27 protein-coding genes, 2 tRNA genes and 2 pseudogenes are annotated in these 25129 nt (G+C 70.8%); 14 read left to right on the top strand and 17 right to left on the bottom strand.

Features of this window, described 5'->3' with window-relative positions:
• Positions 1-65 precede the first annotated feature (65 nt).
• Both ACQP09_RS24480 and ACQP09_RS24475 read right to left on the bottom strand, forming a co-directional pair.
• A pseudogene (locus tag ACQP09_RS24480) lies at positions 66-235 on the bottom strand (DUF397 domain-containing protein).
• On the bottom strand, positions 232-1596 hold the full coding sequence (locus tag ACQP09_RS24475; protein ID WP_433403097.1) for a tetratricopeptide repeat protein: 1365 nt from the start codon (positions 1594-1596) through the stop codon (positions 232-234). Before ACQP09_RS24475 ends, ACQP09_RS24480 begins: the two are co-directional and overlap by 4 nt.
• A 168-nt stretch (positions 1597-1764) precedes the next feature.
• Here ACQP09_RS24475 and ACQP09_RS24470 point away from each other — a divergent pair, with 168 nt between their 5' ends.
• From ACQP09_RS24470 to ACQP09_RS24445, 6 genes are read left to right on the top strand one after another with little or no spacing between them, the layout of a single operon-like run.
• Positions 1765-1989, top strand: coding sequence for a hypothetical protein (locus ACQP09_RS24470; RefSeq protein WP_433403094.1), 225 nt, complete (start codon positions 1765-1767; stop codon positions 1987-1989).
• Positions 1986-2297: a hypothetical protein gene (locus tag ACQP09_RS24465; protein WP_433403092.1), complete on the top strand. Its 312-nt coding sequence runs from the start codon at positions 1986-1988 to the stop codon at positions 2295-2297. The genes ACQP09_RS24470 and ACQP09_RS24465 overlap by 4 nt, the downstream gene beginning before the upstream one ends.
• Complete coding sequence (locus tag ACQP09_RS24460; protein WP_433403089.1) at positions 2294-2662, top strand: hypothetical protein; 369 nt, start codon at positions 2294-2296, stop codon at positions 2660-2662. Before ACQP09_RS24465 ends, ACQP09_RS24460 begins: the two co-directional genes overlap by 4 nt.
• Positions 2663-2703: 41 nt before the next feature.
• Positions 2704-3120 carry a hypothetical protein gene (locus tag ACQP09_RS24455; RefSeq protein ID WP_433403086.1) on the top strand — a complete coding sequence of 139 codons (417 nt, stop codon included), beginning with the start codon at positions 2704-2706 and terminating at the stop codon, positions 3118-3120.
• Positions 3117-3533, top strand: a complete 417-nt coding sequence (locus ACQP09_RS24450) for a hypothetical protein (protein WP_433403084.1) — start codon at positions 3117-3119, stop codon at positions 3531-3533. Before ACQP09_RS24455 ends, ACQP09_RS24450 begins: the two co-directional genes overlap by 4 nt.
• The gene (locus ACQP09_RS24445) at positions 3530-4135 is read left to right on the top strand and encodes an SMI1/KNR4 family protein (protein ID WP_433403081.1); all 606 of its coding nucleotides are present in this window, start codon (positions 3530-3532) and stop codon (positions 4133-4135) included. The genes ACQP09_RS24450 and ACQP09_RS24445 overlap by 4 nt, the downstream gene beginning before the upstream one ends.
• A gap of 15 nt (positions 4136-4150) precedes the next feature.
• Here ACQP09_RS24445 and ACQP09_RS24440 read toward each other — a convergent pair whose 3' ends face one another.
• Positions 4151-4360, bottom strand: a complete 210-nt coding sequence (locus ACQP09_RS24440) for a hypothetical protein (protein WP_433403079.1) — start codon at positions 4358-4360, stop codon at positions 4151-4153.
• Positions 4361-4441: 81 nt separating this feature from the next.
• Between ACQP09_RS24440 and ACQP09_RS24435 the strand changes: the two genes are divergently transcribed.
• On the top strand, positions 4442-5419 hold the full coding sequence (locus tag ACQP09_RS24435; protein ID WP_433403076.1) for a GlxA family transcriptional regulator: 978 nt from the start codon (positions 4442-4444) through the stop codon (positions 5417-5419).
• Between the two features lie 36 nt (positions 5420-5455).
• Here the strand turns inward: ACQP09_RS24435 and ACQP09_RS24430 are convergent, their stop codons facing one another.
• The 8 genes and pseudogenes from ACQP09_RS24430 to ACQP09_RS24395 all read right to left on the bottom strand — a co-directional run bounded on the left by ACQP09_RS24430 (position 5456) and on the right by ACQP09_RS24395 (position 11306).
• Entirely contained in the window at positions 5456-6193 is a 738-nt protein-coding gene (locus tag ACQP09_RS24430) for a D-Ala-D-Ala carboxypeptidase family metallohydrolase (protein ID WP_404059918.1), read from the bottom strand.
• Between the two features lie 149 nt (positions 6194-6342).
• Entirely contained in the window at positions 6343-6981 is a 639-nt protein-coding gene (gene def, locus ACQP09_RS24425; protein WP_404059921.1) for a peptide deformylase, read from the bottom strand.
• A gap of 120 nt (positions 6982-7101) precedes the next feature.
• Positions 7102-8097, bottom strand: a complete 996-nt coding sequence (locus ACQP09_RS24420) for a tetratricopeptide repeat protein (RefSeq protein ID WP_015611249.1) — start codon at positions 8095-8097, stop codon at positions 7102-7104.
• 92 nt (positions 8098-8189) lie between these two features.
• Positions 8190-8399, bottom strand: a pseudogene (locus tag ACQP09_RS24415) (metal-dependent phosphohydrolase); the annotation flags it as partial.
• Positions 8400-8530: 131 nt separating this feature from the next.
• Positions 8531-8851, bottom strand: a complete 321-nt coding sequence (rsrA, locus tag ACQP09_RS24410; RefSeq protein ID WP_432149810.1) for a mycothiol system anti-sigma-R factor — start codon at positions 8849-8851, stop codon at positions 8531-8533.
• On the bottom strand, positions 8848-9504 hold the full coding sequence (locus ACQP09_RS24405) for a sigma-70 family RNA polymerase sigma factor (RefSeq protein ID WP_356747237.1): 657 nt from the start codon (positions 9502-9504) through the stop codon (positions 8848-8850). Before ACQP09_RS24405 ends, rsrA begins: the two co-directional genes overlap by 4 nt.
• Positions 9505-9803: 299 nt before the next feature.
• Positions 9804-10445 carry an alpha/beta hydrolase family protein gene (locus tag ACQP09_RS24400; protein ID WP_433403072.1) on the bottom strand — a complete coding sequence of 214 codons (642 nt, stop codon included), beginning with the start codon at positions 10443-10445 and terminating at the stop codon, positions 9804-9806.
• Between the two features lie 45 nt (positions 10446-10490).
• Positions 10491-11306 (bottom strand): SOS response-associated peptidase, encoded by an 816-nt coding sequence (locus ACQP09_RS24395; RefSeq protein WP_433403070.1) that lies wholly within the window; start codon positions 11304-11306, stop codon positions 10491-10493.
• Positions 11307-11359: 53 nt separating this feature from the next.
• Here ACQP09_RS24395 and ACQP09_RS24390 point away from each other — a divergent pair, with 53 nt between their 5' ends.
• The 4 genes from ACQP09_RS24390 to ACQP09_RS24375 all read left to right on the top strand — a co-directional run bounded on the left by ACQP09_RS24390 (position 11360) and on the right by ACQP09_RS24375 (position 14996).
• Complete coding sequence (locus ACQP09_RS24390) at positions 11360-12073, top strand: M50 family metallopeptidase (protein ID WP_433403067.1); 714 nt, start codon at positions 11360-11362, stop codon at positions 12071-12073.
• A 112-nt stretch (positions 12074-12185) separates the two neighbouring features.
• Positions 12186-13538, top strand: coding sequence for a 3-phosphoshikimate 1-carboxyvinyltransferase (gene aroA, locus ACQP09_RS24385; RefSeq protein ID WP_433403064.1), 1353 nt, complete (start codon positions 12186-12188; stop codon positions 13536-13538).
• Between the two features lie 3 nt (positions 13539-13541).
• Positions 13542-14558 (top strand): ribosome small subunit-dependent GTPase A, encoded by a 1017-nt coding sequence (gene rsgA / locus ACQP09_RS24380; RefSeq protein WP_433403061.1) that lies wholly within the window; start codon positions 13542-13544, stop codon positions 14556-14558.
• Positions 14559-14672: 114 nt separating this feature from the next.
• On the top strand, positions 14673-14996 hold the full coding sequence (locus tag ACQP09_RS24375) for a DMT family transporter (protein WP_018510081.1): 324 nt from the start codon (positions 14673-14675) through the stop codon (positions 14994-14996).
• Here the strand turns inward: ACQP09_RS24375 and ACQP09_RS24370 are convergent.
• Positions 14888-15502, bottom strand: a complete 615-nt coding sequence (locus ACQP09_RS24370) for a TetR/AcrR family transcriptional regulator (RefSeq protein ID WP_433403057.1) — start codon at positions 15500-15502, stop codon at positions 14888-14890. The two genes, ACQP09_RS24375 and ACQP09_RS24370, sit on opposite strands and share 109 nt — an antisense overlap.
• A 146-nt stretch (positions 15503-15648) precedes the next feature.
• Between ACQP09_RS24370 and hisN the strand changes: the two genes are divergently transcribed.
• Positions 15649-16449: a histidinol-phosphatase gene (gene hisN, locus ACQP09_RS24365; protein WP_433403055.1), complete on the top strand. Its 801-nt coding sequence runs from the start codon at positions 15649-15651 to the stop codon at positions 16447-16449.
• Between the two features lie 166 nt (positions 16450-16615).
• Entirely contained in the window at positions 16616-17023 is a 408-nt protein-coding gene (locus ACQP09_RS24360; protein ID WP_432149818.1) for a CBS domain-containing protein, read from the top strand.
• Between the two features lie 69 nt (positions 17024-17092).
• On the opposite strand, the gene ACQP09_RS24355 is transcribed toward ACQP09_RS24360, so the two are convergent.
• Positions 17093-18562, bottom strand: a complete 1470-nt coding sequence (locus ACQP09_RS24355) for a catalase (protein ID WP_433406752.1) — start codon at positions 18560-18562, stop codon at positions 17093-17095.
• A gap of 146 nt (positions 18563-18708) precedes the next feature.
• Here ACQP09_RS24355 and ACQP09_RS24350 point away from each other — a divergent pair, with 146 nt between their 5' ends.
• The gene (locus ACQP09_RS24350; RefSeq protein WP_433403051.1) at positions 18709-19128 is read left to right on the top strand and encodes a Fur family transcriptional regulator; all 420 of its coding nucleotides are present in this window, start codon (positions 18709-18711) and stop codon (positions 19126-19128) included.
• Between the two features lie 104 nt (positions 19129-19232).
• Here ACQP09_RS24350 and ACQP09_RS24345 read toward each other — a convergent pair.
• From ACQP09_RS24345 to ACQP09_RS24330, 4 genes are all read right to left on the bottom strand, one after another.
• Positions 19233-19306: transfer RNA gene (locus tag ACQP09_RS24345), tRNA-Met, on the bottom strand.
• A gap of 119 nt (positions 19307-19425) precedes the next feature.
• Positions 19426-21684: a sel1 repeat family protein gene (locus ACQP09_RS24340; protein WP_433403048.1), complete on the bottom strand. Its 2259-nt coding sequence runs from the start codon at positions 21682-21684 to the stop codon at positions 19426-19428.
• A 210-nt stretch (positions 21685-21894) separates the two neighbouring features.
• Positions 21895-21968, bottom strand: a tRNA-Met gene (locus ACQP09_RS24335).
• A gap of 38 nt (positions 21969-22006) precedes the next feature.
• Positions 22007-24994: a UPF0182 family membrane protein gene (locus tag ACQP09_RS24330; protein ID WP_433406751.1), complete on the bottom strand. Its 2988-nt coding sequence runs from the start codon at positions 24992-24994 to the stop codon at positions 22007-22009.
• Positions 24995-25129: the final 135 nt, after the last annotated feature.

The following is a 25129-nucleotide window of genomic DNA, read 5'->3' as shown; positions in this document are numbered from 1 at the left end:
GCCGGGGCCGCAGGACGTCCTACCCTGCGCGCGGCAGGGTAGGACGCTGCGGAGAACGGGGCCGGTCAGACGGCGCCGAACGTGCCGGCCCGTACGCCGGAGACGAACGCGGAGAACGCGGCGGCGGGGACGGTGAGGACCGGGCGCCCGTGTCCTTGGAGCTGCGGACCGGGGCCCCGGGTCCGTCACGCGTCCCGCTCGGCGTGCGTGCGACGCACGCCGAGCTTTTGCTTATCGCCCGAGGAAGTCGAGTGCGCGCTCATCGAGCTCCGCCGCACAGCGCACACCGCGGGCGCGGAACCGCGCGAGGTCCTTGCGCATGTTCTTCACAGCTTTGCGTGTGCGCGTCGACTGCACGCCGTCCATATGGTCGATGGCCCGGTTCCAGGTCTCACATGCCTCCTCGATCCGGCCACGCTTGAGCTGCATCTCCGCGCCGGCCACGAGGTCGAGGGAGACGATCCGCGCATAGGTCGTGGATGGGCGGGCGGTCACCGCCCGGGCGTACTGGCTTGCAGCGGCGCTGAAATCCCCCAGCGTCTCGTGCATCTTGGCCGTCCGGGAGTAGACGGAGGCGGCGGGTGGTCCCCAGGCCAGAGCCCAGAAGGGAGTCTCGTCGCCCTTGTCGGCGGCAAGGAGTTCACGAGCGCGGTCGGCCTCGACAACAGCGGCTCGCCGTTGCCCGCTCTTGGCGAGGGTGTGGGCGTGGACGACACGGAACAGGGCCATGGTCGCGTTGTCGACCTTGCCCTTGGCTCGGTTCAGTCCGGTTTCCGCGAGACCCTGGCAGTGCTCGGGGCGGTGAAGCTTCAGACCCTGCATGGCCATGGTGCGCATGACGAACCCGTCCTGCCCTGTGATGCCGGACTCAACAGCCAGGGCGTAGGACTGAAGGTAGTAGCGCTGGGCGAGTCCCTGCTGTCCCGCGTCGTAGGACTTCCAGCCCAGGAGGTGCACGCCGCGGCTGGCGGCGGAGAGCATGTGCCGACGCATCTCTTCGTTGTGGAAGCGGGCACGGCAAAGCGGTGCGACGTCGTCGCGGAGGTACTGGACAAGGGCGGAGCGCCCGTGCCGGCCGCCGTGGCGTTCGTCCATCTCGGAGAACAACCTCACCATGTCCCTCACCGCACGTACCTCGGCCATTCCGACGATGTGTCCGGTGCGAGCAGCGGCCGACCTGTCGGCCACCTCCTGCACATAGTCGAGAGGCAGTGCGGCTGCGGCCACCGAGTAGGCGGAGCTGTTCAGGAAGGTTCGGCGGTCCAATTCGGCCCTCCACATCGGCACCAGGGCATCGATCGGGTCCGCCCCGAGGGACAGGCCCATGGTGTCATCCGCTGCCCCATCCCGGACGGGCAGGCCGAGGTCAGCCGGCGTGAGCAGACGGCCGAGGTGCCGCGACAGGGCGGCGGCCAAGAACCGAGCGGTCATCTCCTGCGGTACGACACCCTTGAGCCAGTGCCGGATCATGCCCTTGTTCGTGGCCAACTCGACGCCGCATTCGGCAGCGACCTGCCGGACGGCCTTGGCGAGTGCCTCATAGGTGAGACCCGACTCGGAGATGAGATCCCGCAACCGCTGGTTCGGTGCGCTCATGGTCATTCCCACCCTCGTGATACCGGTGATACCGCTTGGCCTCTCGGTCACCGTACCGCCTTGCATCTACTGCGGGTTGACTGTTCATCACGCAAGGCGACCGCCCCATAAGAGGACTCCGGGGCGATCGACATACCCACGTAGAGAAGAGAACGAGTGCTAGTGGAGATGGAGCCGTCGCCCACCGTAGGCACCCTCCTGGTCGACACCAGCCGCACCAACCGCGTAGGCGAGTTCCGAGGGGTAGCCGGCCTCTACTGGTCCCTCCGCCCCGTCGGCGGCGGGCGTGAGTGGGAGGTCGAGCCCCGGCACGTACGGCCCGCGCTTCCGATAGAGCAGCTCCGCGCCCGTACCGCCCGCGCCAACGCCCGCAGTCGGGGTGAGGTGCTGTGAGCAGGCCCCTCGCCCGGTTACGGGTCCGGCTCGCCCTCGTCCTGGGGGCCGCCGAGATCCGCCTAAGGCTCCGCCTCCCCCGCCTCATGTGGGCACTCACCCGGCACCCGGCCGACCGTGAGAGCCCGTTCGCCGAACTCGTACGCATCGAATCCGACCCCGCCTACCGGGCCCTGTTCTGCGCCGAGTTGGACGCGGCCATCGCGGACCGGGACGCGACACGCACCGCCGTCGTGGCGGAAATCGAGGCGGCGGCCGAACAGCTACGGGGCCTGGTCCGGCCCGGCGACCACGAGCGTGCCGCATGAACCGCACGCCGTACGTAGCCGAAGTCACCCTGGCCGCAGGGCAGCGGTTCGCCTCGCTCGGCGGGGTCACCGTACGCAACCGACGGCTCGCCCTCCTCTGGCTCCGCAGACAGGCCCTCCGCCTCGCCAACGGGCACGGGAATGCCGTACGGGACGAGTCACCCGGCGACGTCCGGCCCGTCCTCTTCCACGGCTCCGACGCTCCCGAAGGGCTGCGGTTCTGGGCCACCGACCACGACCGACAGGACGACGCGATACGGACCCTGGAAGCGGGCTTCCCCCTCCAGTTCACCGTCCTCGACCCCGCCGTCGGGCTCAGCCTCACCCTCGCCGGGTGGCACACCTCCCCGGCCGACCGCCCGTAGCCCCTCCACAGAAGAGACCTCACGTGCTGCAGTGCACCGCCGTGACCCGGATTCCCCTCGGCGAGGTGACCGTCGCCCTCGTCACCATGGCCGGCGGACCCGGCACCCCGCCCGACGACTTCACGCTCGACCACTACGTCCTGTGCGAAGTCGGTGAACACGACGCCCTCACCGATCACGCCGCACTCCTCAGTGCCGCCGACGAACCCGACCGGCCCGCCCTCTGGTTCTTCTGGACCGGCACCGACACCGACCGCACCCACCGCGTCCAGACCGAGCCCTGGTGCCCCGCCACCCTCCGCAACCTCGCCGCCGACACTCTCTTACGGTGCTCGTTCTTCAACGACCACACCACAGGGCACTCCTGGGACGTGACCGACCCTCTTGGGGACCTCATCGCCGGACCGCTGAGCGCCGACGACACCTCCGACGATCCACAGGAGCGGCCCCAGCCATGAACCAGTGCACTGCCGTCGCCCTCCTCCCACCTCCCGACCACCTCCTCGCCCTTGCTGCCCCCGGACACCGCCCCGTAGCCGGGCACGTCCTCTGCGAACTCGGCGGCGACCATGACGGCCGGCACGCCGCGATGCTCTGGGACGAAGGCGGACGGCCCGGAAGCGCCGTCTGGGTCCGGTGGAAGGGCTCGGGGCTCGCCAAGCTCTCGCCGCTCCCCTGGTGTCCCGCGCTCGACCCCCGTAACGAAGCCTGCGAACTGTTCACCGCACATCCCTCCCCCCACAGCTGGGACATCACCGACCCCACCCACACCGCCATCACCCACCACCTCACCTACCAACACCCCCACCTCTTCCCTCAGTCCAGAGACGGGAGCGAGAGCGGCAGGGCCCCGGGGCCGGATCCTGCATGATGATCGCCATGAACACGGAAAGCTGCGCCCTCGCCGAGTCGGCTGCCCTCCGCGCGGTCTTCGCGTCCCGTCCCGAAGCGGTGCCGCCCGTCGGCGTCGAAGCGGTGCGGGCCTTCGAGGCGGAGCACCGTGTCGTGCTCCCGGAGCCGTACCGCACCTTCGTGGCGGAGATCTGCGACGGGCTGCGCGCGGGGCCGCCCTACTACGGACTGCTGCCTCTCGCGCAGACACCTTCGGACTGGGGATCGGACCGTCCCGAGCGCCTGCTCTCCGAGCCCTTTCCGCTCACGGAGGCGTGGCTGTGGGAGGCGGAGGAGGGTGAAGCGGAGCTGCCGGAGGAGGAGTACCAGCAGTGCGAGGACCGGATGAGCACGGTCTTCGACCACGGTTCGCTGCTGCTGGGCACCGATGGCTGCGGCATGTACTGGCACCTGATCGTCACCGGCCCGGAGCGCGGTCACGTCTGGCTGATCGACGAGAACGGCGCAATACCCTTCGGCACCCGGCCGGGCACCTCTCTCATGCCGGGCGCGCCCGGTTTCGCGGGGTGGGTGACCCACTGGGCCCAGGGACGCTCCTGGTTCGGTGAAGAGGACGGATGAACCCGTGGGAGCCTTCTATGCCTTCACCCAACTACGCCCGTTCAAGTGCCGCGTGACCTTATAGGGTCGCGCGGCGCTTCGCGTCTCTGTGGGCTTCGCCTCCCTCCGTTCCGCGGCGCGCAGCTGGCGGTCGATGCGGCGCTCGCGGATGAGGCCGACGGCGGCCGGGAGGGCGACGAAGGCGAAGAGGGCGGTCACGGTCAGGTAGTCCAGGAAGAGGTTCATGGCTCTACTGTCGTCAGCCCGGACCGTTTTCGTCAGTGGCAGCACTGCCACGCAGCATCAAATTACTGCCACACTGACTCCATGCTGAAAAATGTCGCCGTCCTGCTGCTGGACGAGGTCCACCCCTTCGAACTCGGCGTGCTCTGCGAGGTGTTCGGCCTCGACCGCAGCGAGGACGGCCTGCCGGTGCACGACTTCGCCGTCGTCTCCGCCCAAGGGCCGGTGGTGCAGACCCATGCCGGCTTCACCATCAGTACGCCGTACGGCCTCGACCGGTTGGAGGAGGCCGACCTCGTCGCCGTACCGGCGAGCAGTCACGCCCCGGACCTGGAGTATCCGCAAGAGGCCCTCCAGGCGCTGCGGCGGGCCGTGGAGCGCGGGGCGCGGGTGCTGAGCGTCTGTTCCGGGGCGTACGTCCTCGGGGCGGCGGGCCTGCTGGACGGGCGCCGCTGCACCACGCACTGGCGCCACGCGGCGGAGCTGGCCCGCCGCTATCCGAAGGCCATCGTGGAGCCGGACGTGCTGTACGTGGACGAGGGGTCGGTCATCACCTCGGCCGGGACCGCCTCGGGCATCGACGCCTGCCTCCACCTCGTGCGCCAGGAGTACGGGCAGGACGCGGCCAACACCATCGCCCGGCGCATGGTGGTGCCGCCGCACCGGGACGGCGGCCAGGCGCAGTACATCAGCCGCCCGCTCCCCCGGAACGCCTGCGACACCGTCGGCTCGACGCTGGCGTGGATGGAGGGCCACCTCGACCAGGAGATGTCGGTGGAGCAGCTGGCGGCGCAGGCGCACATGTCGCCGCGCACCTTCGCCCGCCGCTTCCAGCAGGAGACCGGGACGACTCCGTACCGCTGGCTGCTGCGGCAGCGGGTGCTGCTGGCCCAGCACCTGCTGGAGACCTCCGACCGGACGGTCGACACGATCGCCTCGCAGACGGGGTTCGGCACGGCGGCGACCCTGCGCCACCAGTTCGTCCGGACGCTCGGCACGACGCCGAACGCCTACCGGCGGACCTTCCGGGGCCCGGCGAGCACCGTGCCCGACGTCGCCTGAGGGCGGACGCCGGGCACGGCCCACGACATCAGCGGATCAGATACCGCACTGGGACGCCGACCAGAACCGGTTCGGTCCCTGGTTGACGTGCACGTGGTCACCGTGGCCGGCGTAGCCCGGGCCGAGGATCCCGCGGAAGCCGTGGTAGCGGGCCTGCTTGGCCAGCGTGCACAGGGAGTGCGGGGAGGCTCCGAGGTCGACCGCGTCGCCGTACAGGTGGCGGCTGTTGGTCGCGCCGCCGACGGCCGCGTTGCAGGAGGTGGAGCGGAAGCCGCTGGTGACGCGGATGGACTTGTCGCCGAGCGCGTGGCGCAGCGCCTCCAGCTTCCACATGCTGCTCAGCGCGTTGGCCTTGGCCGTGCCCGCCGCGACCGCGCCGCCCGCCCAGGTGCTGTTGCACTTGTTGAGCTCCGGGTACGTGAAGTGGATCGGCGTGCAGTCGTTGTCCTGGAGCGCGTAGATCTTGGCCTGGGTGGCCGGACCCGCGACCCCGTCGGCGGCCAGGCCGTAGGCCGCCTGGAACCGCTTGACGGCGGCGGTGGTGGCCGGGCCGTACGAGCCGTCGATGGCGAGCACCGAGTCGTAGCCGGGCCAGCCGGCCACCCGGATCTGGAGCTGGGTGACGTCGTTGCCGGTGGCTCCGGGCGCGAGCGTTCGGGTCCAGGTGTAGCAGCCGTCGGCCTGCGCGGGTCCGGCGGTCAGCACCGCCCCGCCCAACGCGAAGGTAATGGTCATGACAAGTCCGAGCAGAACGCGTGCGGCGCGTTTCAGCATGGGGCTCCCTCTCGGTCATGGACGCTGTGCGGCGAGCCTGACGCAGGTGGTCTACCCGCGTCAACTACCCCAAGGAAAACGGTAGTTATCTGCCACGGGTACGCGAGAGGCCCGGCACCGGGAGTCGGTGCCGGGCCCCCTGAAGCCCCTCAGGCGTTCGGGACGGTCTCGTAGCGGGGCGTGCCCTCTTCCATCTGCCGGAGCGCGTCCTTGCGGTCGCGCTTGGAGAGCCGGTCGATGTACAGGTAGCCGTACAGGTGGTCCGTCTCGTGCTGGAGGCAGCGCGCGAAGTAGCCGCTGCCGCGCACCTTGATCGGGTTGCCCTTCGCGTCCTGGCCGCGCACGACCGCGTAGTCGGGGCGGGCGAGGGAGGCGTACGCGGTCGGGACCGAGAGGCAGCCCTCGTTCGAGTCGTCCAGCACCCGCGCCTCGGGGGCCAGCTCCTCCAGGACCGGGTTGCAGACCACACCGGTGTGCCGCTTGCCGTCGTCGTCGGGGCAGTCGTAGACGAAGACCTTGAGGTCCACGCCGATCTGGTTGGCCGCCAGGCCCACGCCCTCGGCCGTCTTCTGGCTGGCGAACATGTCGTCGATCAGCTGCGCCAGCTCGTCGCCGAACTCGGTGACGTCCTTGCACTCCTTGTGCAGCACCGGGTTGCCCACGACCGTGATCGGACGCGACGTACCGCGCTCCCGGTACGCCGCCTCGCGCTCCTCGCAGTCCTCGGTGTCGACGACGAACCCCTCGTCGTCCACGTCGATCCGCCCGTCCGTCTCCTGCTGCGACATGTCCGCCGTACGCCTTCCTGCAAAACCTGAACTCGGTGACCCCGCCGGACCCGGCCGGATGCCGGGATGCGCGGGAGGAACAGCACCGCGATCGGTGCGCGTACAGCCTACGGGCAGCGGTCAGCAGACTTCTTCGAGATCCCGCCACTCGCGGCTGTCCGGACTGTCGGCGACCCAGCCGTCCAGCAGCCCGCGCACCAGACCGGCCGGCGCCGCGAGACCGCACTCGCGCTCGGGGACCCACAGGTCACCGCCGCCCGCCGTGCGATGGCCGAGCGGCCCGGGATGGCCCGGCTCGCTGTGGTCGTGCGGGTCCAGGTGCTCCCCGTCGCCCTCGTCGCTCTCCATCCGGCTCTCCGAACAGGCCCGGCATAGCAGCCGTACGGACGAGGACCAGTCCTCGGCGGCGAACCCGGCGTCCGAGGCGAGCTTCTCCAGCGCGTCCCGGTCCTCCTCGGTGGCCGCCTCCAGCAGCACCACCCAGGTCGGCACCGGCGAGGGCGCCCAGAGCTCGATCTCGTCGAAGACCGGGTACGACGGTCCGGCGGCGGTGACCCGCTCGCCGTTGGGCACGCCGTCGTGCAGCACGACCTCGCCCCAGCGCCGCCCTGAGGACGGCAGCGGGATGGAGAGCACCTCCATCCGGGCCGGGTCGAGCCGGCGGCCCCAGACCACCTCGGCCTCACCCTCCGGCGAGAGCCGCACCGCCGCGCTGCCCAGCTCCATGCCGGTCGGCTCGGTGGTGGCCGCGCTGTTCAGCCCGGAGCCGGGCACCTTGAGGCCGTACGCCTGCCAGGCCCGGCGCGCCAGCGGCCAGTCCTGGAGCGCGGTGGCGGCGATGCCCACGTTCCACCAGTCCGGTGCGCCGGACTCGCGGTCCAGCAGCGCGACCGCCCGCAGGCCCGCCGCGCGCGCCTGCTCCCAGTCGTGCCGGAACTTGTGGAGCAGCGCCAGATTGAACCAGGACTCCGAGAGCCAGGGCTCCAGATCCGCCGCGCGCGTCAGCAGCGCCCCCGCGTCCTCGTACCGGCCGTCGCCGATCAGCGTGAACGCGCGGTCCGTGGCCTGCCGCCAAGAGGCGGACGGCCGATGCCGTACCTTCCCGAAGATCCTCACGATTCCCGCCTGTCCCGACTGGACACCCTCGTTTTCCGCTCTGCTTTCGCATCCAACCATGCCCGGCCGGACGCCCGCTCATTACCCATGGGTTACCCAGCCCCGACCCGGGTCAGACCGCCCCGGCCGAGGACTCTCGCAAGGGCCTCCACCACCTGCGGCCGGTGGTCGTGTCCGGTGGCGAGCCCGAGCCCCTCCAGCGCCCCCGGCGGCCCGGCGACGCCTTCCCCGCACAGGTCGTCGTATGCGTCGGCCGTCCTGACGATTCCGGCGGCGGGCAGCTGCTCCCGGTACGGAACGGCGAGGGCCGGCGCCCGCACATGGTGCGGGCGCCGGCCCTCGGCAGATGCGCTTCGGCCGCGTGCGACAGCTTTCCGTCGCGCATTTGGTTGTGCGACAGCTTTCCGTCGCGCGTTCGGCTGTGTGACAGCTCTCAGTCGCGCGCCGTCGCGGTCCGATCCGTTCCGGCGACGGTGATGTCCTGTTCCGGCACGGCCTCGCCGGCCCGGATCAGGTCGATCCGGCCCATCACCTTGGAGCGCAGGTCGGCCGGGACCTCGTCCTGACCGCAACAGCGCTTGACCAGCTTCTTCACGGCCTGCTCCAGGCCGTATTTCTCCAGGCACGGCGAGCACTCCTCGAAGTGCACCTCGAACTTGGTGCAGTCGCCCTCGGGCATCTCCCGGTCGAGAAACTCGTAGAGATGGTCGAGGACCTCCGAGCAGTCCGTCTCGTGCGGCTCTCCGCAGCTCATGAGGTAGAGCCCTTCCGATCGTCCGAACCACCGGCACCGGTCGCGACGAGCCCGCGCTCCCGGGCGTAGTCCTCCAGCATGCCGCGCAGCTGGCGGCGGCCGCGGTGGAGCCGGGACATCACCGTACCGATGGGAGTCCCCATGATGTCCGCGATCTCCTTGTACGCAAAGCCCTCGACATCGGCGAGATAGACGGCGATGCGGAACTCTTCGGGAATCGCCTGGAGCGCCGACTTCACGTCGGAGTCCGGCAGGTGGTCGAGCGCCTGGGACTCGGCGGAACGCAGACCGGTCGACATGTGCGACTCGGCGCGCGCCAGCTGCCAGTCCTCGATCTCCTCGGCGGCGCTGCGCTGGGGCTCACGCTGCTTCTTGCGGTACGAGTTGATGAAGGTGTTGGTGAGGATGCGGTACATCCACGCCTTGAGGTTCGTGCCCTCACGGAACTGGTGGAAGGAGCCGTACGCCTTCGCGTAGGTCTCCTGGACCAGGTCCTCGGCGTCGGCGGGGTTGCGCGTCATGCGCAGCGCGGCCGAGTACATCTGGTCGAGAAAGCCGAGGGCGTCCCGCTCGAAGCGCGCGTTGCGCTCGGCAGTGGTCTCCGGTGCGCGGCCGTCGTCGGTCCCTGTGTCGGTCCCAGTGACCGGACCCACCTCCTCCAACGATCTGGCGGAGCCGAAACCGGACCCGCTCGCCTCGGAGAATAGTCGACCTTGCTGGGAGACGGGCTGTCGATCAGCGCCGCCCACGGACCGCTCACGGGTGGTCTTCGCCGCAGGCAGCACGGTCCACTCCAGTTCAGCGGCGTTCGAGCGGCTGGGGCAGATGGTCGAACCCATGCGACGGACTCCCTCTCCACGTACGACGTTGTTGTACCGACGTCCCGGCAGACGTCGTTGTACCGACGTCCCGAACAACAGCGCCTCTGTACGCCGCATTCCCGTGGTCCGTGTCACCTGAGGGACGTGAGCCATCCGGTGACCGCTCCGGTGAGGACGCCCATGGCCTGGGCCTCGCTCAGCCCGGACTTCTTCGGTACGGCGAAGCCGTGGTCGCCGTACGCCACTTCCGCCAGCTCGTACGGGCCGGGCGGGAACTCCTCCGGTCGCCCGAACGGGTCGTTGCCGCCCTGGACCACCAGGGTCGGCACGCCGGTGGAGAGCAGCTCGTCGGCCCGGGACTTCTCCGGCTTGCCCGGCGGGTGGAGCGGGAAGCTGAGCGCGAGGACGGCCGCCGCGCCCAGCTCGGTGGCGGTCCGGCAGGCGACCCGGGCCCCGGCGCTGCGACCTCCGGCGACGACCGGCAGCCCGGGCGCGGCCAGCGCGGGCCAGAGGCCGCGCCAGCCGGTGTCCAGGGTCTTCGGGGCGGGCGCCACCTTCTTGCCGGCCACCCGCCACGGCTGCTCCACCAGAGCGACGGTGACGCCGTGCGCGGGCAGGACGGCGGCGAGGGCCTGCAGGTCGCGGGCCTCGATGCCGCCGCCGGCGCCGTGGCTCGCGGCCAGTACGAGGCGGGGCTCGGTGGAGGCCGGGGCGCGGAACCAGGTGATCCGGGCCTCACCGGCGTCGGTCTGCACGTTCTGTTGACGGTTCACGCGGCCATCCTCTCCCGCGTACCGCTGGGACCAGCCGTGTGCCGCTCAGAACAGCGTGGCCTCCTCCGGCGCGGCCAGCTCCTCCAGCAGTTCCGGCCCGTTGTTGCGGACGTTGCTGACCGTGGTGGCGACCGGATAGGCGCGCATCAGCCCTCCCGGCGGCGGCTCCAGGAGCGCGCGCAGCTCGTCCAGGCCGGTGTGCGAGGGGTCCAGCCAGGTGTCCCAGCGGTCCGGGGTGAGCATCAGCGGCATCCGGGGGTGGATGTCGGCGAGCGCGCCGGGTCCCTCGGCGGGGGCGACGGCCAGCGGCGTGGTCTCGGCCTCGGTGGTGATCACCGAGCACGTCACCCACCAGGCGTTCTCGTGGTCGCCGGGCAGGGTCGGGTCGCGCCAGAACTCGTACAGTCCGGCCATCGCGAAGACCGAGCCGTCGGCGGGCGTGACGAAGTAGGGCTGCTTCCGCGCCCGCTTCTTGCCCTTCTTCTCCTCCAGCTGCCGCTCCTCCGCACCGGTGACCCACTCGTAGTAGCCGTCGGCGGGCAGGATGCAGCGGCGCTGGGCGAAGGCCCGGCGGAAGGACGGCTTCTCGTGCACGGTCTCCGCGCGGGCGTTGATCATCCGGGCCGCGCCCTCGGGCGTCTTCGACCAGGAAGGCACGAGCCCCCACTTCAGCGCCCGCAACTGGCGAACCGGACGCTGGTCGTCCGCGTCCTTAACAGGACGTTCCAGTACCGCGTACACCTCTTTGGTCGGCGCCACGTTCCAGTCCGGCTCCAGGGTCTCGGTGGGTTCCCACTTCTCGATCCCGAAGAGTCCGGTCAGGTCCTCGGGCCGCCGACTCGCTGCATACCGTCCGCACATAAGTGCCAGACTGCCACGACCGCCCGCCCCCGCCGCAAGGAGTCGCCCGGCCGATGAACAGCACCGAACTGGGCGATCTCTGGGATCGCCTCACCGGCACCCAGCCCGCACCCGAGCAGTGGCTGGTGGTGATGACGGCCGCGCTGGCGCTCATCGCCGTCGTGCCGAACCCGATATGGCGCCTCGCGCGCAACACCATCACCATCGCGCACGAGGGCGGCCACGGCCTGGTGGCCCTGCTCACCGGGCGGCAGCTCTCCGGCATCCGGCTGCACTCGGACACCAGCGGGCTGACCGTGAGCCGCGGCAAGCCGACGGGCATCGGCATGATCCTCACCGCGGCGGCCGGCTACACGGCCCCCTCGCTGCTGGGCCTGGGCGGCGCCTGGCTGCTGACCAACGGCCGGATCACGCTGCTCCTGTGGATCGCGACCGCGCTGCTCGCCGCGATGCTGGTGATGATCCGCAATGTGTACGGGGCGCTCACCGTCATCCTGACCGGTACGGCCTTCCTGCTGGTGTCCTGGCTGACCTCGTCGGACGTGCAGTCGGCGTTCGCGTACGCGGTGGTCTGGTTCCTGCTGCTGGGCGGGGTGCGGCCGCCGTTCGAGCTCCAGTCCAAGCGGCGCTTCGGCGGTGCTCCGGACTCCGACGCGGACCAGCTGGCCCGGCTGACCCACGCTCCGGCGGTGCTGTGGCTCTTCCTCTTCCACGCGGTGTCGCTGTGCTCGCTGATCGGCGGCGGGCGCTGGCTGCTGGGCTGGTGAGCCGCACGACCGGAGAGCGCGACTCCGGTCCGTACCATGATTTCGTTACGGGGCGGTTTCCGCCCTTTTGTTGACGATCCGGGTCCGGCCCGGAGCCACTAAAGTAAGGGCCATGACCGAGAGTTCCGTGCACCCCGCCCTCTGGCCCGCACCTCACGCGAGTGGAGCCGTCGACGCGACCGTCACCGTGCCCGGATCCAAATCGGTCACCAACCGGGCGCTCGTGCTGGCTTCGCTGGCCTCCGAGCCGGGCTGGCTCCGCCGCCCGCTGCGCTCCCGCGACACCCTGCTGATGGCCGACGCGCTGCGTGCCATGGGCGTCGGGATCGAGGAGACGGTCTCCTCCTCGTCCGCGACCAGCCCGTCCGACGCGGCCTCCTCGGACAACACCGGCGAGGCCTGGCGGGTCATCCCGGCGGGGCTGCACGGCCCGGTCACCGTCGACGTCGGCAACGCCGGCACCGTCATGCGCTTCCTGCCGCCCGTCGCCACGCTCGCCGACGGGCCCGTCCGCTTCGACGGCGACCCGCGCTCGTACGAACGTCCGCTGACCGGCGTGATCGAGGGGCTGCGGGCGCTGGGCGCGCGGATCGACGACGACGGGCGCGGTGCGCTGCCGCTGACCGTGCACGGCGGCGGGGCGCTGGACGGCGGCCCGGTGGCGATCGACGCGTCGTCGTCCTCGCAGTTCGTCTCGGCGCTGCTGCTGTCGGGGCCGCGTTTCAACCAGGGCGTGGAGGTCCGGCACACCGGTTCCGTCCTGCCCTCGATGCCGCACATCCGGATGACGGTGGACATGCTGCGGGCCGTCGGCGCGCAGGTGGACGAGCCGGAGACCGGCGGCGAGCCGAACGTGTGGCGGGTCTCGCCGTCCGCGCTGCTCGGCCGGGACCTGACGATCGAGCCGGACCTCTCCAACGCGCAGCCGTTCCTGGCCGCCGCGCTGGTGACCGGCGGCAAGGTCACCATCCCGGACTGGCCCGAGCGGACCACTCAGCCGGGTGACGCGCTGCGCGAGATCTTCACCGCGATGGGGGGCAGCTGCGAGCTGACCGAGCGCGGACTGACCTTCACCGGCACCGGCCGGATCCACGGCATCGACGTGGACCTCGGCGAGGTCGGCGAGCTGACCCCGGGCATCGCGGCGGTCGCGGCACTGGCCGACTCCCCCTCCACGCTGAGCGGCGTCGCCCACCTCCGGCTCCACGAGACGGACCGGCTGGCCGCCCTCACCAAGGAGATCAACGAGCTGGGCGGCGACGTCACCGAGACGGCCGACGGGCTGCACATCCGCCCGCGCCCGCTGCACGGCGGTGTCTTCCACACGTACGACGACCACCGCATGGCCACCGCCGGGGCGATCATCGGCCTCGCGGTCAAGGGCGTGGAGATCGAGAACGTGGGCACGACCGCCAAGACCCTGCCGGACTTCCCGGACATGTGGACCGGAATGCTCGGGATCTAGATCATGCGCCGCTACGGGAAGAACCCCGACGAGGACGACATCCGCGTCCGCCCCAACCGCAAGGGCAACCGGCCGCGTACGCACATCCGGCCCAAGCACGAGGACGCCGAGGACGGCATGGTCCTCACCGTCGACCGGGGCCGGCTCACCTGCCTCGTCGACGGCCGCACCGTGGTGGCGATGAAGGCCCGCGAGCTGGGCCGCAAGGCCGCCGTGGTCGGCGACACCGTCTCCATCGTCGGGGACCTGTCCGGCGAGAAGGACACGCTGGCCCGGATCGTGCGCATCGCCTCGCGCCGTACGGTGCTGCGGCGCACGGCCGACGACGACGATCCGTACGAGCGCGTGGTCGTCGCCAACGCCGACCAGCTGGCGATCGTCACCGCGCTGGCCGACCCGGAGCCCCGCCCGCGCATGATCGACCGCTGTCTGGTGGCGGCGTACGACGGCGGCCTCACCCCGCTCCTGGTGCTGACCAAGTCGGACCTGGCCTCGCCGGACAAGCTGCTGGAGGCGTACACCCCGCTCGGCGTCCCGTACGTCGTGACCAGCCGCGAGGAGCTGGAGAACGGCGGCGCTGCGGACCGGGTGCGCGAGCAGCTGGACGGCAAGATCACCGCCTTCGTCGGGCACTCCGGGGTCGGAAAGACGACGCTGGTCAACGCGCTGGTGCCGAAGGACCGGCGGCGGACCACCGGCATCGTCAACGCGGTGACCGGCCGCGGCCGGCACACCACCACCTCCGCGCTCGCACTGCCGCTGCCCGACGGCCGCGGCTGGGTCGTCGACACCCCCGGCGTACGGTCCTTCGGACTGCACCACGTCGACCCGTCGCGCGTCATCCACGCCTTCCCGGACCTGGAGCCGGGCACCGAGGAGTGCCCGCGCGGCTGCACCCACGACGAGAACCAGCCGGAGTGCGCGCTGGACGCCTGGGTGGCCGGGGGGCACGCGGATCCGGCGCGGCTCGACTCGCTGCGGCGGCTGCTCGCGACCCGCGAACGGCGCGAGGGCGACTGAGGCCGAGCGCATTCGGTTCTCGCGCCACGCGCATGTCTGCCTGGTTCAACGACTGGTAAAGGCATAATCGCACCGTGCGGAAAGCGCTCGCCGACTACGCAGGAGGCACGGACGATGGCATGGCTGCTGGTCGTGGTCGCCGGACTGCTGGAGACCGGTTTCGCCGTCTGTCTGAAGCTCTCGCACGGCTTCACCCGGATCTGGCCGACCATCGCCTTCGCCGCGTTCGCCTTGAGCAGCTTCGGCCTGCTGACGATGGCCCTGAAGAAGCTGGACGTCGGACCGGCGTACGCGGTGTGGACCGGCATCGGCGCGGCGGGGACGGCGATCTACGGCATGGTCTTCCTCGGTGACGTCGTCTCGACGCTGAAGCTGGTGTCGATCTCGCTGGTGATCATCGGAGTGATCGGGCTCCAGCTGTCCGGCTCCGCGCACTGATCGGGCACGGGCCGGCGGGGCGCGATCACATGCGAGAGTGCGAGCCGGAGTGCGGTCTCGCAACGTTCCGCGACCGCTGAGGACGAGGCGGGCGCGTGCGACGCGGCCACCATACGGTCCCTGGCCAGCGCGAGCAGCCGGGCCGGGTCCGGTACCTGGCCCGGGAGCTCATGGCCCGGCCGGGGCAGCCCCTCGGCCCAGAGCCCCGTGAGCAACCCCTTGACCAGCGGATCCACGCTGGCGGCCCGAACCGTCCAGCGCGCCACAGCGACCGGATGCGCCGGCTCGGGCGCCGTCAGTGCGCGGTCCACGCCGGTCAGATAGCGGTCGGCGGCCTGGCACAGCACGGCGGTGGCCAGACCGGCCTTGGTGGAGAACTCGTTGTAGAGGGTCTGCCGGGAGACACCGGCCAGCGCGGCGACGTCGGCCATCCGCACCGTACGCCAGGGCCGGTCGGCGAGCGCCCTGAGGGCGGCGTCCAGCAGGGCGTCTCGCGCTGTCGGCATCGCCGCCTCCCACGCCCGGGGCCGTGCCGGGGGCCTGCGGTTCAGAGTTGAGGCGCTCATGGCACCTGTCAAGGGTCCGCGTACCGGACGGGGATGGGGGGCGGGGTCGGTGGCCCGTGCCCCGTACAGCTGGATACTGTGACGGCATGCCCGACTACCACGATGATCTGCGCCTCGCCCATGTACTGGCGGACGCCGCCGACGCGGCGACGATGGACCGGTTCAAGGCTCTCGACCTGAAGGTGGAGACCAAGCCGGACATGACGCCGGTGAGCGAGGCCGACAAGGCCGCCGAGGAGCTGATCCGGGGCCATCTGCATCGGGCCCGCCCGCGCGACGCGATCCTCGGCGAGGAGTACGGGGTCGAGGGCACCGGGCCGCGGCGCTGGGTGATCGACCCGATCGACGGCACCAAGAACTACGTACGCGGTGTGCCGGTGTGGGCCACGCTGATCTCGCTGATGGAGGCCGGGGAGAACGGCTTCCAGCCGGTGGTGGGTGTCGTCTCCGCGCCGGCGCTGAACCGGCGCTGGTGGGCGGCGAAGGGCGCCGGCGCGTACTCCGGGCGCAGCCTCACCTCCGCGACCCGGCTGCACGTGTCGAAGGTGGACACCATCGCCGACTCCTCGTTCGCGTTCTCCTCGCTGAGCGGCTGGGAGGAGCAGGGCCGCCTGGACGGCTTCCTGGACCTGACCCGGGCCTGCTGGCGGACGCGGGGGTACGGGGACTTCTGGCCGTACATGATGGTGGCCGAGGGTTCCGTGGACATCTGCGCGGAGCCGGAGCTCTCGCTCTGGGACATGGCTGCGAACGCGATCATCGTTCAGGAGGCGGGCGGCCGCTTCACCGACCTGGAGGGGACCGACGGGCCCGGCGGCGCGAACGGTGCCGCGTCGAACGGCCTGCTCCACGACGAGCTGCTGGGCTACCTCAACCAGCGGTACTGAGACCTCTGCCTCCTGGGGAGTGCGGCGCGTGATCGCGCACTCCCCCGGTGTGCGCCCGGTCCACCCCTTGTCGACCCGCCCCAAGGATGCAACTCTGAGAGTCCCCCCACTTGTGAACTTGTGAATCGACTCACAGAGTCGGCGCACCGAGGAGGTGGCTCGTTTCATGCTCGTCCGTGACGCCATGAGCACGGTGGTCCTCACCATCGGCCCCGCCCATACGCTCCGCCAGGCCGCCCGGCTGATGTCGGCCCGGCGCATCGGAGCGGCCGTCGTCCACGACCCGGACACCTGCGGGCTCGGGATCATCACCGAGCGCGACATCCTCAACGCGATCGGATCGGGCCAGAACCCCGATCAGGAGACCGCGTCCGCCCACACCACCACCGACGTGGTGTTCGCCGCCCCGGCCTGGACCCTGGAGGAGGCCGCGGAAGCCATGACGCACGGCGGGTTCCGGCATCTGATCGTGCTGGACGACAACGGCCCGGTCGGCATCGTGTCGGTGCGCGACATCATCCGCTGCTGGGCACCGGCCCGCCGCCGTACGGTGGCGGCCGCCGGGTCGGCGTGATCCTCTGCGAACGCCCGATGGGCCGGATCCCGTGAGGGAGCCGGCCCACCGTCGACGGCAAGCGTCCGGTCAGCCGCGAAGGGCCTGGACCGCGGCTTCCAGCCGCTTGCCGAAGTCGCCGTCCGCCTGGCGGAAGTTGTCGATCGCGCGCTCGGCGATGCCGTCGCGCGAGACCTGGGAGATGAACCCGGCGAGGTTGTCGACCAGCCGGCCCTTCTCGTCCTCCGACATCAGCCGGTAGAGGGTTCCGGCCTGCACGAAGTCGTCGTCCTCGGCGTGGCTCGGGGCCACGGTGCTGCCGGTGGTGCCGGTGACCGGCAGCGGCTGCCAGAGCGGGCGGTCCGTCTGGACGGGGCCGCCGAAGCTGTTCGGCTCGTAGTTCTTGGCGCCCTGGTGACGGCCGTCGTAGAGGAGGCCGTCCCGGCTGTTGGTGCGCGCCTCGGTGGCGTGCGGGCGGTTCACCGGCAGATGGTCGGCGTTGATGCCGACGCGGTAGCGGTGGGCGTCGCCGTACGCGAAGAGCCGGCCCTGGAGCATCTTGTCCGGGGACGGGCCGATGCCCGGCACGAAGTGCGCGGGGCTGAAGATCGACTGCTCGACCTCGGCGAAGATGTTCTGCGGGTTGCGGTTCAGCTCCAGCTTGCCGATCTCGATCGGCGGGTAGTCCGCGTGCGGCCACACCTTGGTGAGGTCGAACGGGTTGAAGCGGTACGTCGCCGCGTCCGCCGCCGGCATGATCTGGACCTGCACCGTCCAGGAGGGGAAGTCACCGCGCTCGATCGACTCGCGCAGGTCGCGCTGGTGCGAGTCCGGGTCGACACCGGAGAGGCGGACGGCCTCCTCGGTGGTGAGGTTCTTGATGCCCTGGTCGGTCTTGAAGTGGTACTTGACCCAGAAGACCTCGCCGGCCTCGTTGTTCCACTGGAAGGTGTGCGAGCCGTACCCGTTCATGTGGCGGAGCGTGGCCGGGATGCCCCGGTCGCCGAAGAGCCAGGTCACCTGGTGCGTCGACTCGGGCGACAGACCCCAGAAGTCCCAGACGTTGTCCGCCTCCTGCGAGCCGGTGTAGGGGTCGCGCTTCTGGGTGTGGATGAAGTCGGGGAACTTGATGGCGTCCTTGATGAAGAACACCGGGGTGTTGTTGCCGACGAGGTCGTAGTTGCCCTCCTCGGTGTAGAACTTCAGCGCGAAACCGCGCGGGTCCCGCACGGCGTCGGCGGAGCCGAGGTTGCCGGCGACGGTGGAGAAGCGCAGGAACGTCTCGGTCTGCTTGCCGACCTCGGAGAGGAACTTCGCCCGGGTCCACCGCGACACGTCACGGGTGACGGTGAAAGTGCCGTACGCGCCGGCGCCGCGGGCGTGCACGACGCGCTCCGGAATGCGCTCGCGGTTGAAGTGGGCGAGCTTCTCCAGCAGCGCCTGGTCCTGGACGAGCACCGGACCGCCGACGCCCGCGGTCTCGCTGTTCTGGTTGTCCGCGACCGGAGCCCCGGCCTCCGTGGTGAGCGGTCCCTGCGTCACGTGCGCCTCCTGCGTCATGTCCTGCACAGCCATCTGTTTTCTGTACAGCCCTGTCCCTTGGCCAATGCCGTTTCTGATCCTACAATGGACATTGTCTAAGTCAAGTGACCATCCAAAGTCACACCCGATCGGGACTCCGTCCCTCCACTGTTAGGCTGGGCTGCATGAGTGACCTCCTGGAACGACTCCGTGGACGCGGCTGGCGCATGACGGCGCAGCGGCGTGTCGTGGCCGAGGTCCTCGACGGGGACCACGTGCACCTGACGGCTGACGAGGTCCACGCGAGGGCCGTCGACCGGCTGCCCGAGATCTCGCGCGCCACCGTCTACAACACCCTCGGCGAGATGGTGTCCCTCGGTGAGGTGCTGGAGGTCTCCACCGACCGCCGGGCGAAGCGGTACGACCCGAACGCGCACCGCCCGCACCACCACCTGATCTGCGGCCGGTGCGGGGCGATCCGCGATGTGCATCCGGCGGGCAACCCGCTCGCGGACCTGCCGTCGGCGGAGCGCTACGGCTTCACGGTCTCCGGCGTCGAAGTGACCTACCGGGGGCTCTGTCCGAGCTGCGCCGCGTCTGCGTGAGCCCGTGCCGGGCCCGTCCCTACGGGGTGGGCCCGGCGCTCATACGCTTCCGGACATGACGAAGGCCCGGATCTCTTGTCGAGATCCGGGCCTTCGTTCTTCAGTAGCGGGGACAGGATTTGAACCTGCGACCTCTGGGTTATGAGCCCAGCGAGCTACCGAGCTGCTCCACCCCGCGTCGGTGAATGCAACATTACGTCAACGGGTTGGACGGCGCAAATTCCTTCACGCCCGCCCCTGCACGCCCGCCCCTTCACGCCCGCCCCTTCACGCCCGCCCCGGAGCCGCTCCGAGGCCCTACGCGGTCAGCTCCTGGTGCAGCGCGTCACGCAGCCGGGCCGCCCGCTCGGCCACCTCGGCCGGACCCAGCTCCACGGCCCGCGCACACCAGCGCTGGCCCTCGGTGAGCTCGCCCCGGCGCGCGGCGAGCAGGGCCAGCCGCAGCGCGGCCCGCCCGTGACCGGCGTTGGCGGCGCGGCTCCACCACAGGGCCGCCTCGCGCTCGCTGCCCTCGCGGGCCAGCAGCAGCCCCAGGTTGAAGGCGCCGTTACGGCTGCCCGCCTCCGCCGCCTCCCGGTACCAGTGGGCGGCGCTCTCCACGTCACCGCGGGCGGCGGCGAGCATGCCGACCCGGACCTGGGCGCGGCGGTGGCCCTGCTGGGCGGCCCGCTCGTACCACTCCTCGCACTCGGTCTTCTCCGGCATCGGCTCGCCGAGCGCGGGCGGACCCGGCGGCGGCTGGCGCGCGTCCAGCACCCCGGCCAGCCGGAACGCCGCCTCGGCGCTGCCGCCGCCCGCCGCGCAGCGCAGATGGCGCTCGGCCTCCCGGTCCTCACCGTCGCGCAGCAGGGCCATGGCGACCTGGAGCGCGGCGTCGGTGTGCCCGGCCGCCGCCGCTCGCTGGTACCAGCCCAGCGCCGTACGGTCCTCGTCCCGTCCGGCGTGCAGGATGCCGAGGTTGAAGGCGGCGTCCACACTGCCCGCCTCGGCCGCCTTGGAGAACCAGGGCTCGGCGCCGGTGTGGTCGCCGGCCTGGAGGAGGAGCACGGCGAGCGCGTTGGCGGCCTCGCGGTGTCCGGCGTAGGCGGCGCGGCGGTACCACTGCTCGGCCTGCGGCGTGCGGTCCTGGGCGGCGCAGAGCAGCCCGAGGTTGTACGCGCCGTTGACGTCACCGGCGTCCATGGCGGCGCGGTACCAGCGCTCGGCGGTCTGCTGCTCGCCGCGCGCCGCGTGCAGGGCGCCCAGCGCGTTGGCCGCGTTCCCGTCGCCGTCCTGGGCGGCGCGCAGCCACCAGACGGCGGCGCTCTCCTCGTCGCCCGCGTCGCGCAGCAGGAAGCCCAGCGCGCAGGCGGCGCGGGCCTCGCCGTCCTTGGCGGCGGTGAGGTACCAGCGGCCCGCCTCCTTGAGCTCGCCGCGCTGTTCCAGGATCGCGCCGAGGTGCAGTGCGGCACGGCGGTGGCCCCGGGCGGCGGCACGGCGATACCACTGCTCGGCCTCGCCGACGCGTCCGGCGGCGGGACCGGCCACGGGGCTGTCCCGGCCGGCTCGGTCCTTCTCGGCCTGCGCGCCTCGGTCGCCCTTGGCGTCCGTCGTCGGGGCGCCCGTCGTCAGGGCGTCGGCGGTGGCCGGTCCGGCGTGCGGGCCGAGACCGGTCCGGCCGGCGGACCGGCCCAGGCCGAAGGCGTCGTGCGGGTCCTCGACCGCGTTCCGCTCCAGGGTGCGGGCCAGCCGGTAGGCGGCCTCCCGGTGGCCCTGCTCGGCGGCGGCGCGCAGCCACCGCCCGGCGCCGATGTCGCCCCGGTGCTCCAGCAGGTCGGCGAGCGCGTAGGCGCCCAGCGCGTGGCCCTGCTCGGCGGACTGCCGCAGCCAGTACTCGGCGCCGGGCTCGTCGCCGCGCTCGCGGAAGTGACGGCCCAGCGCGTGCGCGGCGGCGGCCGAACCGGCCACGGCGGCGATGCGCCACCAGCCCGCGGCCTCGTCCGGGTAGCCGCGCTGGTGGAGCAGGACGCCCAGGTTGTTGGCGGCGGCCCGGTCGCCGTCGGCGGTGGCGGCGCGGAGGTAGGTCTCGGCACCGTCCAGCTCGCCGCGGCGCAGCAGCAGGGCGCCGAGCACGCTCATGGACGCGGTGTCCCCGGCCTCGGCCGCCCGGCGGTGGCGCGCTTCCGCCTCGGCGCTGTCCGCCGCGTCGACGGCGTCGGTGGTTCCCGCGTCGGCGTCCGTCGTGCCCGTGGCGGAGTCCGTGAGGCCCGCGTCCGGCGTGGTCACATCCGTGACGCCGGTGGTGAGGGCCGCGGCCGCGCGTACGGCGTCGGCGTCCAGGTGTCCCGCTGTCGCGGCTGTCTCGCTCGTGGTACGCCCCCTGCCCCGGGACGGCGCCTCGACGGCGGGCCCCGGTTCACCGGCGGTGGTGGCGTCCCGTGGTCCGGGCGTGCTCGCGCCGGCGCCGACGATGACGGCAGCGAAGGCCGCATCTGCCGCCTTGTCCGCCTTCTGGCCGCGCCGCTGCACAAACCGCCCTGTCTCCAACAGAGTTGCCCTGTCCCCCATAAATACCATCGTCGCACCACCTGTAACCCGCGTACACCTGGTATATCGCGGCCAGTGAGGTCACTTCAGCGTTTTGTCGACATGCCCACAGAGAGACAAGTCAAACACGTCGGAACTCAACTGGTGCCCAGCGAACCGCACTTCACGCCCACGGAACAAGAAAGACACGACGACATGACGAAGGCCCGGATCCCATAGGATCCGGGCCTTCGTCTTCAGTAGCGGGGACAGGATTTGAACCTGCGACCTCTGGGTTATGAGCCCAGCGAGCTACCGAGCTGCTCCACCCCGCGTCGTTGTGTTCAAACCGTACCACGACGCGGGGTGGTGCTTACTCAGGTGCCCTGGCCGCCGCCTGCTCGGCCCCGGCGCCCTCATCAGGCTTCTCTTCGGGCTTCTTCGCCGGGTCGGCTCCGGCGTCCCTCTCCGGGGCAGCGGGCTTGTCGCTCGCGGCCCCGCCCGTGGGCTGAGCCTTGGCCGCCCGCTCCAGAGCTTCCTGGAGCGCGTCCTGGGCCTTGCCGTAGGCGGGCCAGTCCTGCTCCTTCAGCGCCGCCTCACCGTCCTCGTACGCCTTCTGGGCGTCCGCGATGGCCCTCTTGAGCGCATCGGTTCCGGTGGCCGGCGGCTTGGTGGTGTCACCCGGCGGATCACTGGGGTCGGGCGGTGTGGTGTCCGCGTCGCCGTCGCCCCCGAAGACCGCGTTGAGCGCGTCTCCCAGGTTGTTCTCGAAGACGATCTTCGAGCCGAACGAGGCGGCCACCTTGCGCAGCAGCGGATAGTTCTGGTTGCCACCGCGGGTGTAGACGGGCTCGATGTAGAGGAAGCCGCCTTCGAGCGGAACCGTCAGCAGGTTGCCGTAGTCGATGTCGGAGTCCGTGCCCTTGAGGTTCCTCACGAACTCGGCGACGTCGTCGTTGCCGTTGAGCTCACTCTGTACCTGGCCCGGGCCCTTCACGGTGGAGGTGACCCGGAGCAGTCTCATCGTGCCGTAGTCCTTGCTGGCCGCGTCCGCGTTCACCGCCATGAAGGCACCGAGGTTCGGCCGCCCCCTGGGGGTGAAGGTGGTGGTCAGCGAGAACGCCTGCTGGTCCTGGCCCGGCATCTTCATGGACAGGTAGTACGGCGGGACGGAGCCCGACTCCTTGGTGGTCGGGTCGGCCGGCACCTGCCACGCGTCGGAGCCGCTGTAGAACTGCGCGGGGTCCTCGACGTGGTAGCGGGTGAGCAGCTCGCGCTGGACCTTGAAGAGGTCCTGCGGGTACCGCAGGTGGTCCAGGAGCGCCTGCGGGATCTCCGTACGGGCCTTCACCGTGCCCGGGAACGCCTTGCGCCAGGTCTTGAGGACCGGGTCCTTGGTGTCCCACTCGTAGAGCTTGACCTTGCCGTCGTACGCGTCGACGGTGGCCTTCACCGAGTTGCGGATGTAGTTGACCTGGTTCTGCTGGGCGACGACCGCGCGCTGGTTGGTGGTCAGCGAGTCGGCCGTGGTGTCGCCGAGCGTCGTCCGGGAGGCGTACGGATAGCCGTTCGTCGTGGTGTACGCGTCGACGATCCACTGGATCCGGCCGTCGACGACCGCGGGATAGGCGTCGCCGTCGATGGTCAGCCACGGGGCGACCGCCTCGACGCGCTCCTTGGGCGTGCGGTTGTACAGGATCCGCGAGCCGTCACCGATGGCTCCCGAATACAGGATCTGCGGCTCGCTGAAGGAGACCGCGTACGCGGCGCGGTTGAACGTGTTGGAGAGGCTGACCCCGCTGTCACCCTTGTAGCTGGTGGTCTTCTCGCCGTCCTCCTCGTAGTCGAGCTCCTTCTGGGGCCCGCCGACGATGGAGTACTGCTCGGTCTTCTCGCCGTAGTAGATCCGCTGCTCGTACTTCCCGAACTCACCGGTGGACGGCAGGCCCGACTCGGTGAAGTCCGGGGACCCCGTCGGGTTGGTGCCGGTGCTGGTGCCGCGGGCCGCGATGGCGCCGTAGCCGTGGGTGTACGTGAAGTGGTCGTTGATCCAGTTCCGCTTGGGCAGGCCCTGGATGTTCAGCTCACGCAGACCGATGACGGTGTCCTGCTCCTTGCCGTCCTCGCCCTTGTAGCGGTCGACGTCCAGCGTCTTGGGGAACTGGTAGTAGTTCCTGCGCTGCTGGAGCTGCTGGAAGGCCGGGGAGACGACGTTGGGGTCCATCACGCGGTAGCTGGCAGCCGTGTTGGCGGCAGCCCGCAGCTTGGTGTCGTCGCTCGTGGTGGCCTGGCCCGAGTAGTCCTCCATCTGCGCCTTGTCGATGTCGTACGCATCGCGGGTCGCGTCGATGTTCTTCTGGATGAACGGCGCTTCCTTGGCCTGCTCGTTCGGCTGGACCTGGAACTTCTGCACGATCGCCGGGTAGAGCCCGCCGATCAGGATCGCGGAGAGCACCATCAGGCCGAAGCCGATGACCGGCAGCTGCCAGGTGCGGCGCCACAGGGTCGCGAAGAACAGCACCGCGCAGATCGCCGCGATGCAGAAGAGGATGGTCTTCGCCGGGAGATAGGCGTTCGCGTCGACGTACCGCAGGCCGGTCCAGTTGTCCGCGGCCTTGAAGTCACTGGACTTCACCGCGAGACCGTACCGGTCGAGCCAGTAGGCCACGGCCTTCAGCGAGACGAAGATGCCGAGCAGCACCGAGAGGTGGCCGGTGGCCGCGCCGGTGGCACGGGCACCGGGGCTGGTGATGCGCAGCCCGCCGTACAGGTAGTGGGTCAGGGCGGCGGCGATCAGCGAGAGCACGGTGGCCGCGAAGCCGAAGCCCAGCAGGAAGCGGTAGAACGGCAGGTCGAAGGCGTAGAAGGAGACGTCCAGCTTGAACTGGGGGTCCTTCGTGCCGAACGGCACGCCGTTGACGTACATCAGCCAGGTGCGCCACTGGCCGGAGGCGGATGCTCCGGCGATCAGCCCGACGAGCGCGGTGACGGCGAGCAGCACCCACTTCTTGAAGGGGGCGACGCTCATCCGGTAGCGGTCCAGGCTCTGCTGCTCCAGCGACATCGCGCTCAGCGGCGGCCGGAGCCGGTGCGCGAGCCAGATGTTCAGACCGATGGCCAGGGCCATCACCAGTCCGAAGACGAGGAACAGTCCGATCTTGGTCCACAGGGTGGTGGTGAAGACGGAGGAATACGCCACCGACCGGTACCAGAGCCAGTCGGTCCAGAACCCGGCGAACATGACGAAGGCCATGGCGAGAACCGCCAGGACCCCCAAGGTCATGAGCAGGGTGCGGGTCCGCCGGGACGGGCGGCCGACACTGATCCGTGGCCCGGTGGGGCCTCCGCCGCGGTCCGGCATCTGGAAAGCCAACGTGCGCACCTCGAAGTTCGCGGTCGTGTGGAGCGGCCCCAGCGGTCGTAGAGCCCACCTATGCAACTTACTGAAGCTTTACCTAGTTCCCGATACCGGGGCCGAAGGAGGCAGGATATTGCC

It is taken from the genome of Streptomyces sp. CA-146814 (genome assembly GCF_050942385.1).
In the GTDB taxonomy this organism is placed as follows: domain Bacteria; phylum Actinomycetota; class Actinomycetes; order Streptomycetales; family Streptomycetaceae; genus Streptomyces.
This window is presented reverse-complemented; position numbering and strand designations above follow the sequence as displayed.

Coding starts and splice junctions, on each gene's coding strand:
- ACQP09_RS24340 (WP_433403048.1), bottom strand. CDS start 21,684: ATGGTATTTATGGGGGACAGGGCAACTCTGTTGGAGACAGGGCGGTTT.
- rsrA (WP_432149810.1), bottom strand. CDS start 8,851: ATGAGCTGCGGAGAGCCGCACGAGACGGACTGCTCGGAGGTCCTCGAC.
- ACQP09_RS24350 (WP_433403051.1), top strand. CDS start 18,709: ATGAGTGACCTCCTGGAACGACTCCGTGGACGCGGCTGGCGCATGACG.
- ACQP09_RS24470 (WP_433403094.1), top strand. CDS start 1,765: ATGGAGCCGTCGCCCACCGTAGGCACCCTCCTGGTCGACACCAGCCGC.
- ACQP09_RS24370 (WP_433403057.1), bottom strand. CDS start 15,502: ATGCCGACAGCGCGAGACGCCCTGCTGGACGCCGCCCTCAGGGCGCTC.
- ACQP09_RS24360 (WP_432149818.1), top strand. CDS start 16,616: ATGCTCGTCCGTGACGCCATGAGCACGGTGGTCCTCACCATCGGCCCC.
- ACQP09_RS24445 (WP_433403081.1), top strand. CDS start 3,530: ATGATGATCGCCATGAACACGGAAAGCTGCGCCCTCGCCGAGTCGGCT.
- ACQP09_RS24395 (WP_433403070.1), bottom strand. CDS start 11,306: ATGTGCGGACGGTATGCAGCGAGTCGGCGGCCCGAGGACCTGACCGGA.
- ACQP09_RS24450 (WP_433403084.1), top strand. CDS start 3,117: ATGAACCAGTGCACTGCCGTCGCCCTCCTCCCACCTCCCGACCACCTC.
- ACQP09_RS24460 (WP_433403089.1), top strand. CDS start 2,294: ATGAACCGCACGCCGTACGTAGCCGAAGTCACCCTGGCCGCAGGGCAG.
- ACQP09_RS24475 (WP_433403097.1), bottom strand. CDS start 1,596: ATGAGCGCACCGAACCAGCGGTTGCGGGATCTCATCTCCGAGTCGGGT.
- ACQP09_RS24390 (WP_433403067.1), top strand. CDS start 11,360: ATGAACAGCACCGAACTGGGCGATCTCTGGGATCGCCTCACCGGCACC.
- ACQP09_RS24440 (WP_433403079.1), bottom strand. CDS start 4,360: ATGAACCTCTTCCTGGACTACCTGACCGTGACCGCCCTCTTCGCCTTC.
- ACQP09_RS24375 (WP_018510081.1), top strand. CDS start 14,673: ATGGCATGGCTGCTGGTCGTGGTCGCCGGACTGCTGGAGACCGGTTTC.
- ACQP09_RS24430 (WP_404059918.1), bottom strand. CDS start 6,193: ATGCTGAAACGCGCCGCACGCGTTCTGCTCGGACTTGTCATGACCATT.
- def (WP_404059921.1), bottom strand. CDS start 6,981: ATGTCGCAGCAGGAGACGGACGGGCGGATCGACGTGGACGACGAGGGG.
- ACQP09_RS24435 (WP_433403076.1), top strand. CDS start 4,442: ATGCTGAAAAATGTCGCCGTCCTGCTGCTGGACGAGGTCCACCCCTTC.
- rsgA (WP_433403061.1), top strand. CDS start 13,542: ATGCGCCGCTACGGGAAGAACCCCGACGAGGACGACATCCGCGTCCGC.
- aroA (WP_433403064.1), top strand. CDS start 12,186: ATGACCGAGAGTTCCGTGCACCCCGCCCTCTGGCCCGCACCTCACGCG.
- hisN (WP_433403055.1), top strand. CDS start 15,649: ATGCCCGACTACCACGATGATCTGCGCCTCGCCCATGTACTGGCGGAC.
- ACQP09_RS24355 (WP_433406752.1), bottom strand. CDS start 18,562: ATGACGCAGGAGGCGCACGTGACGCAGGGACCGCTCACCACGGAGGCC.
- ACQP09_RS24330 (WP_433406751.1), bottom strand. CDS start 24,994: ATGCCGGACCGCGGCGGAGGCCCCACCGGGCCACGGATCAGTGTCGGC.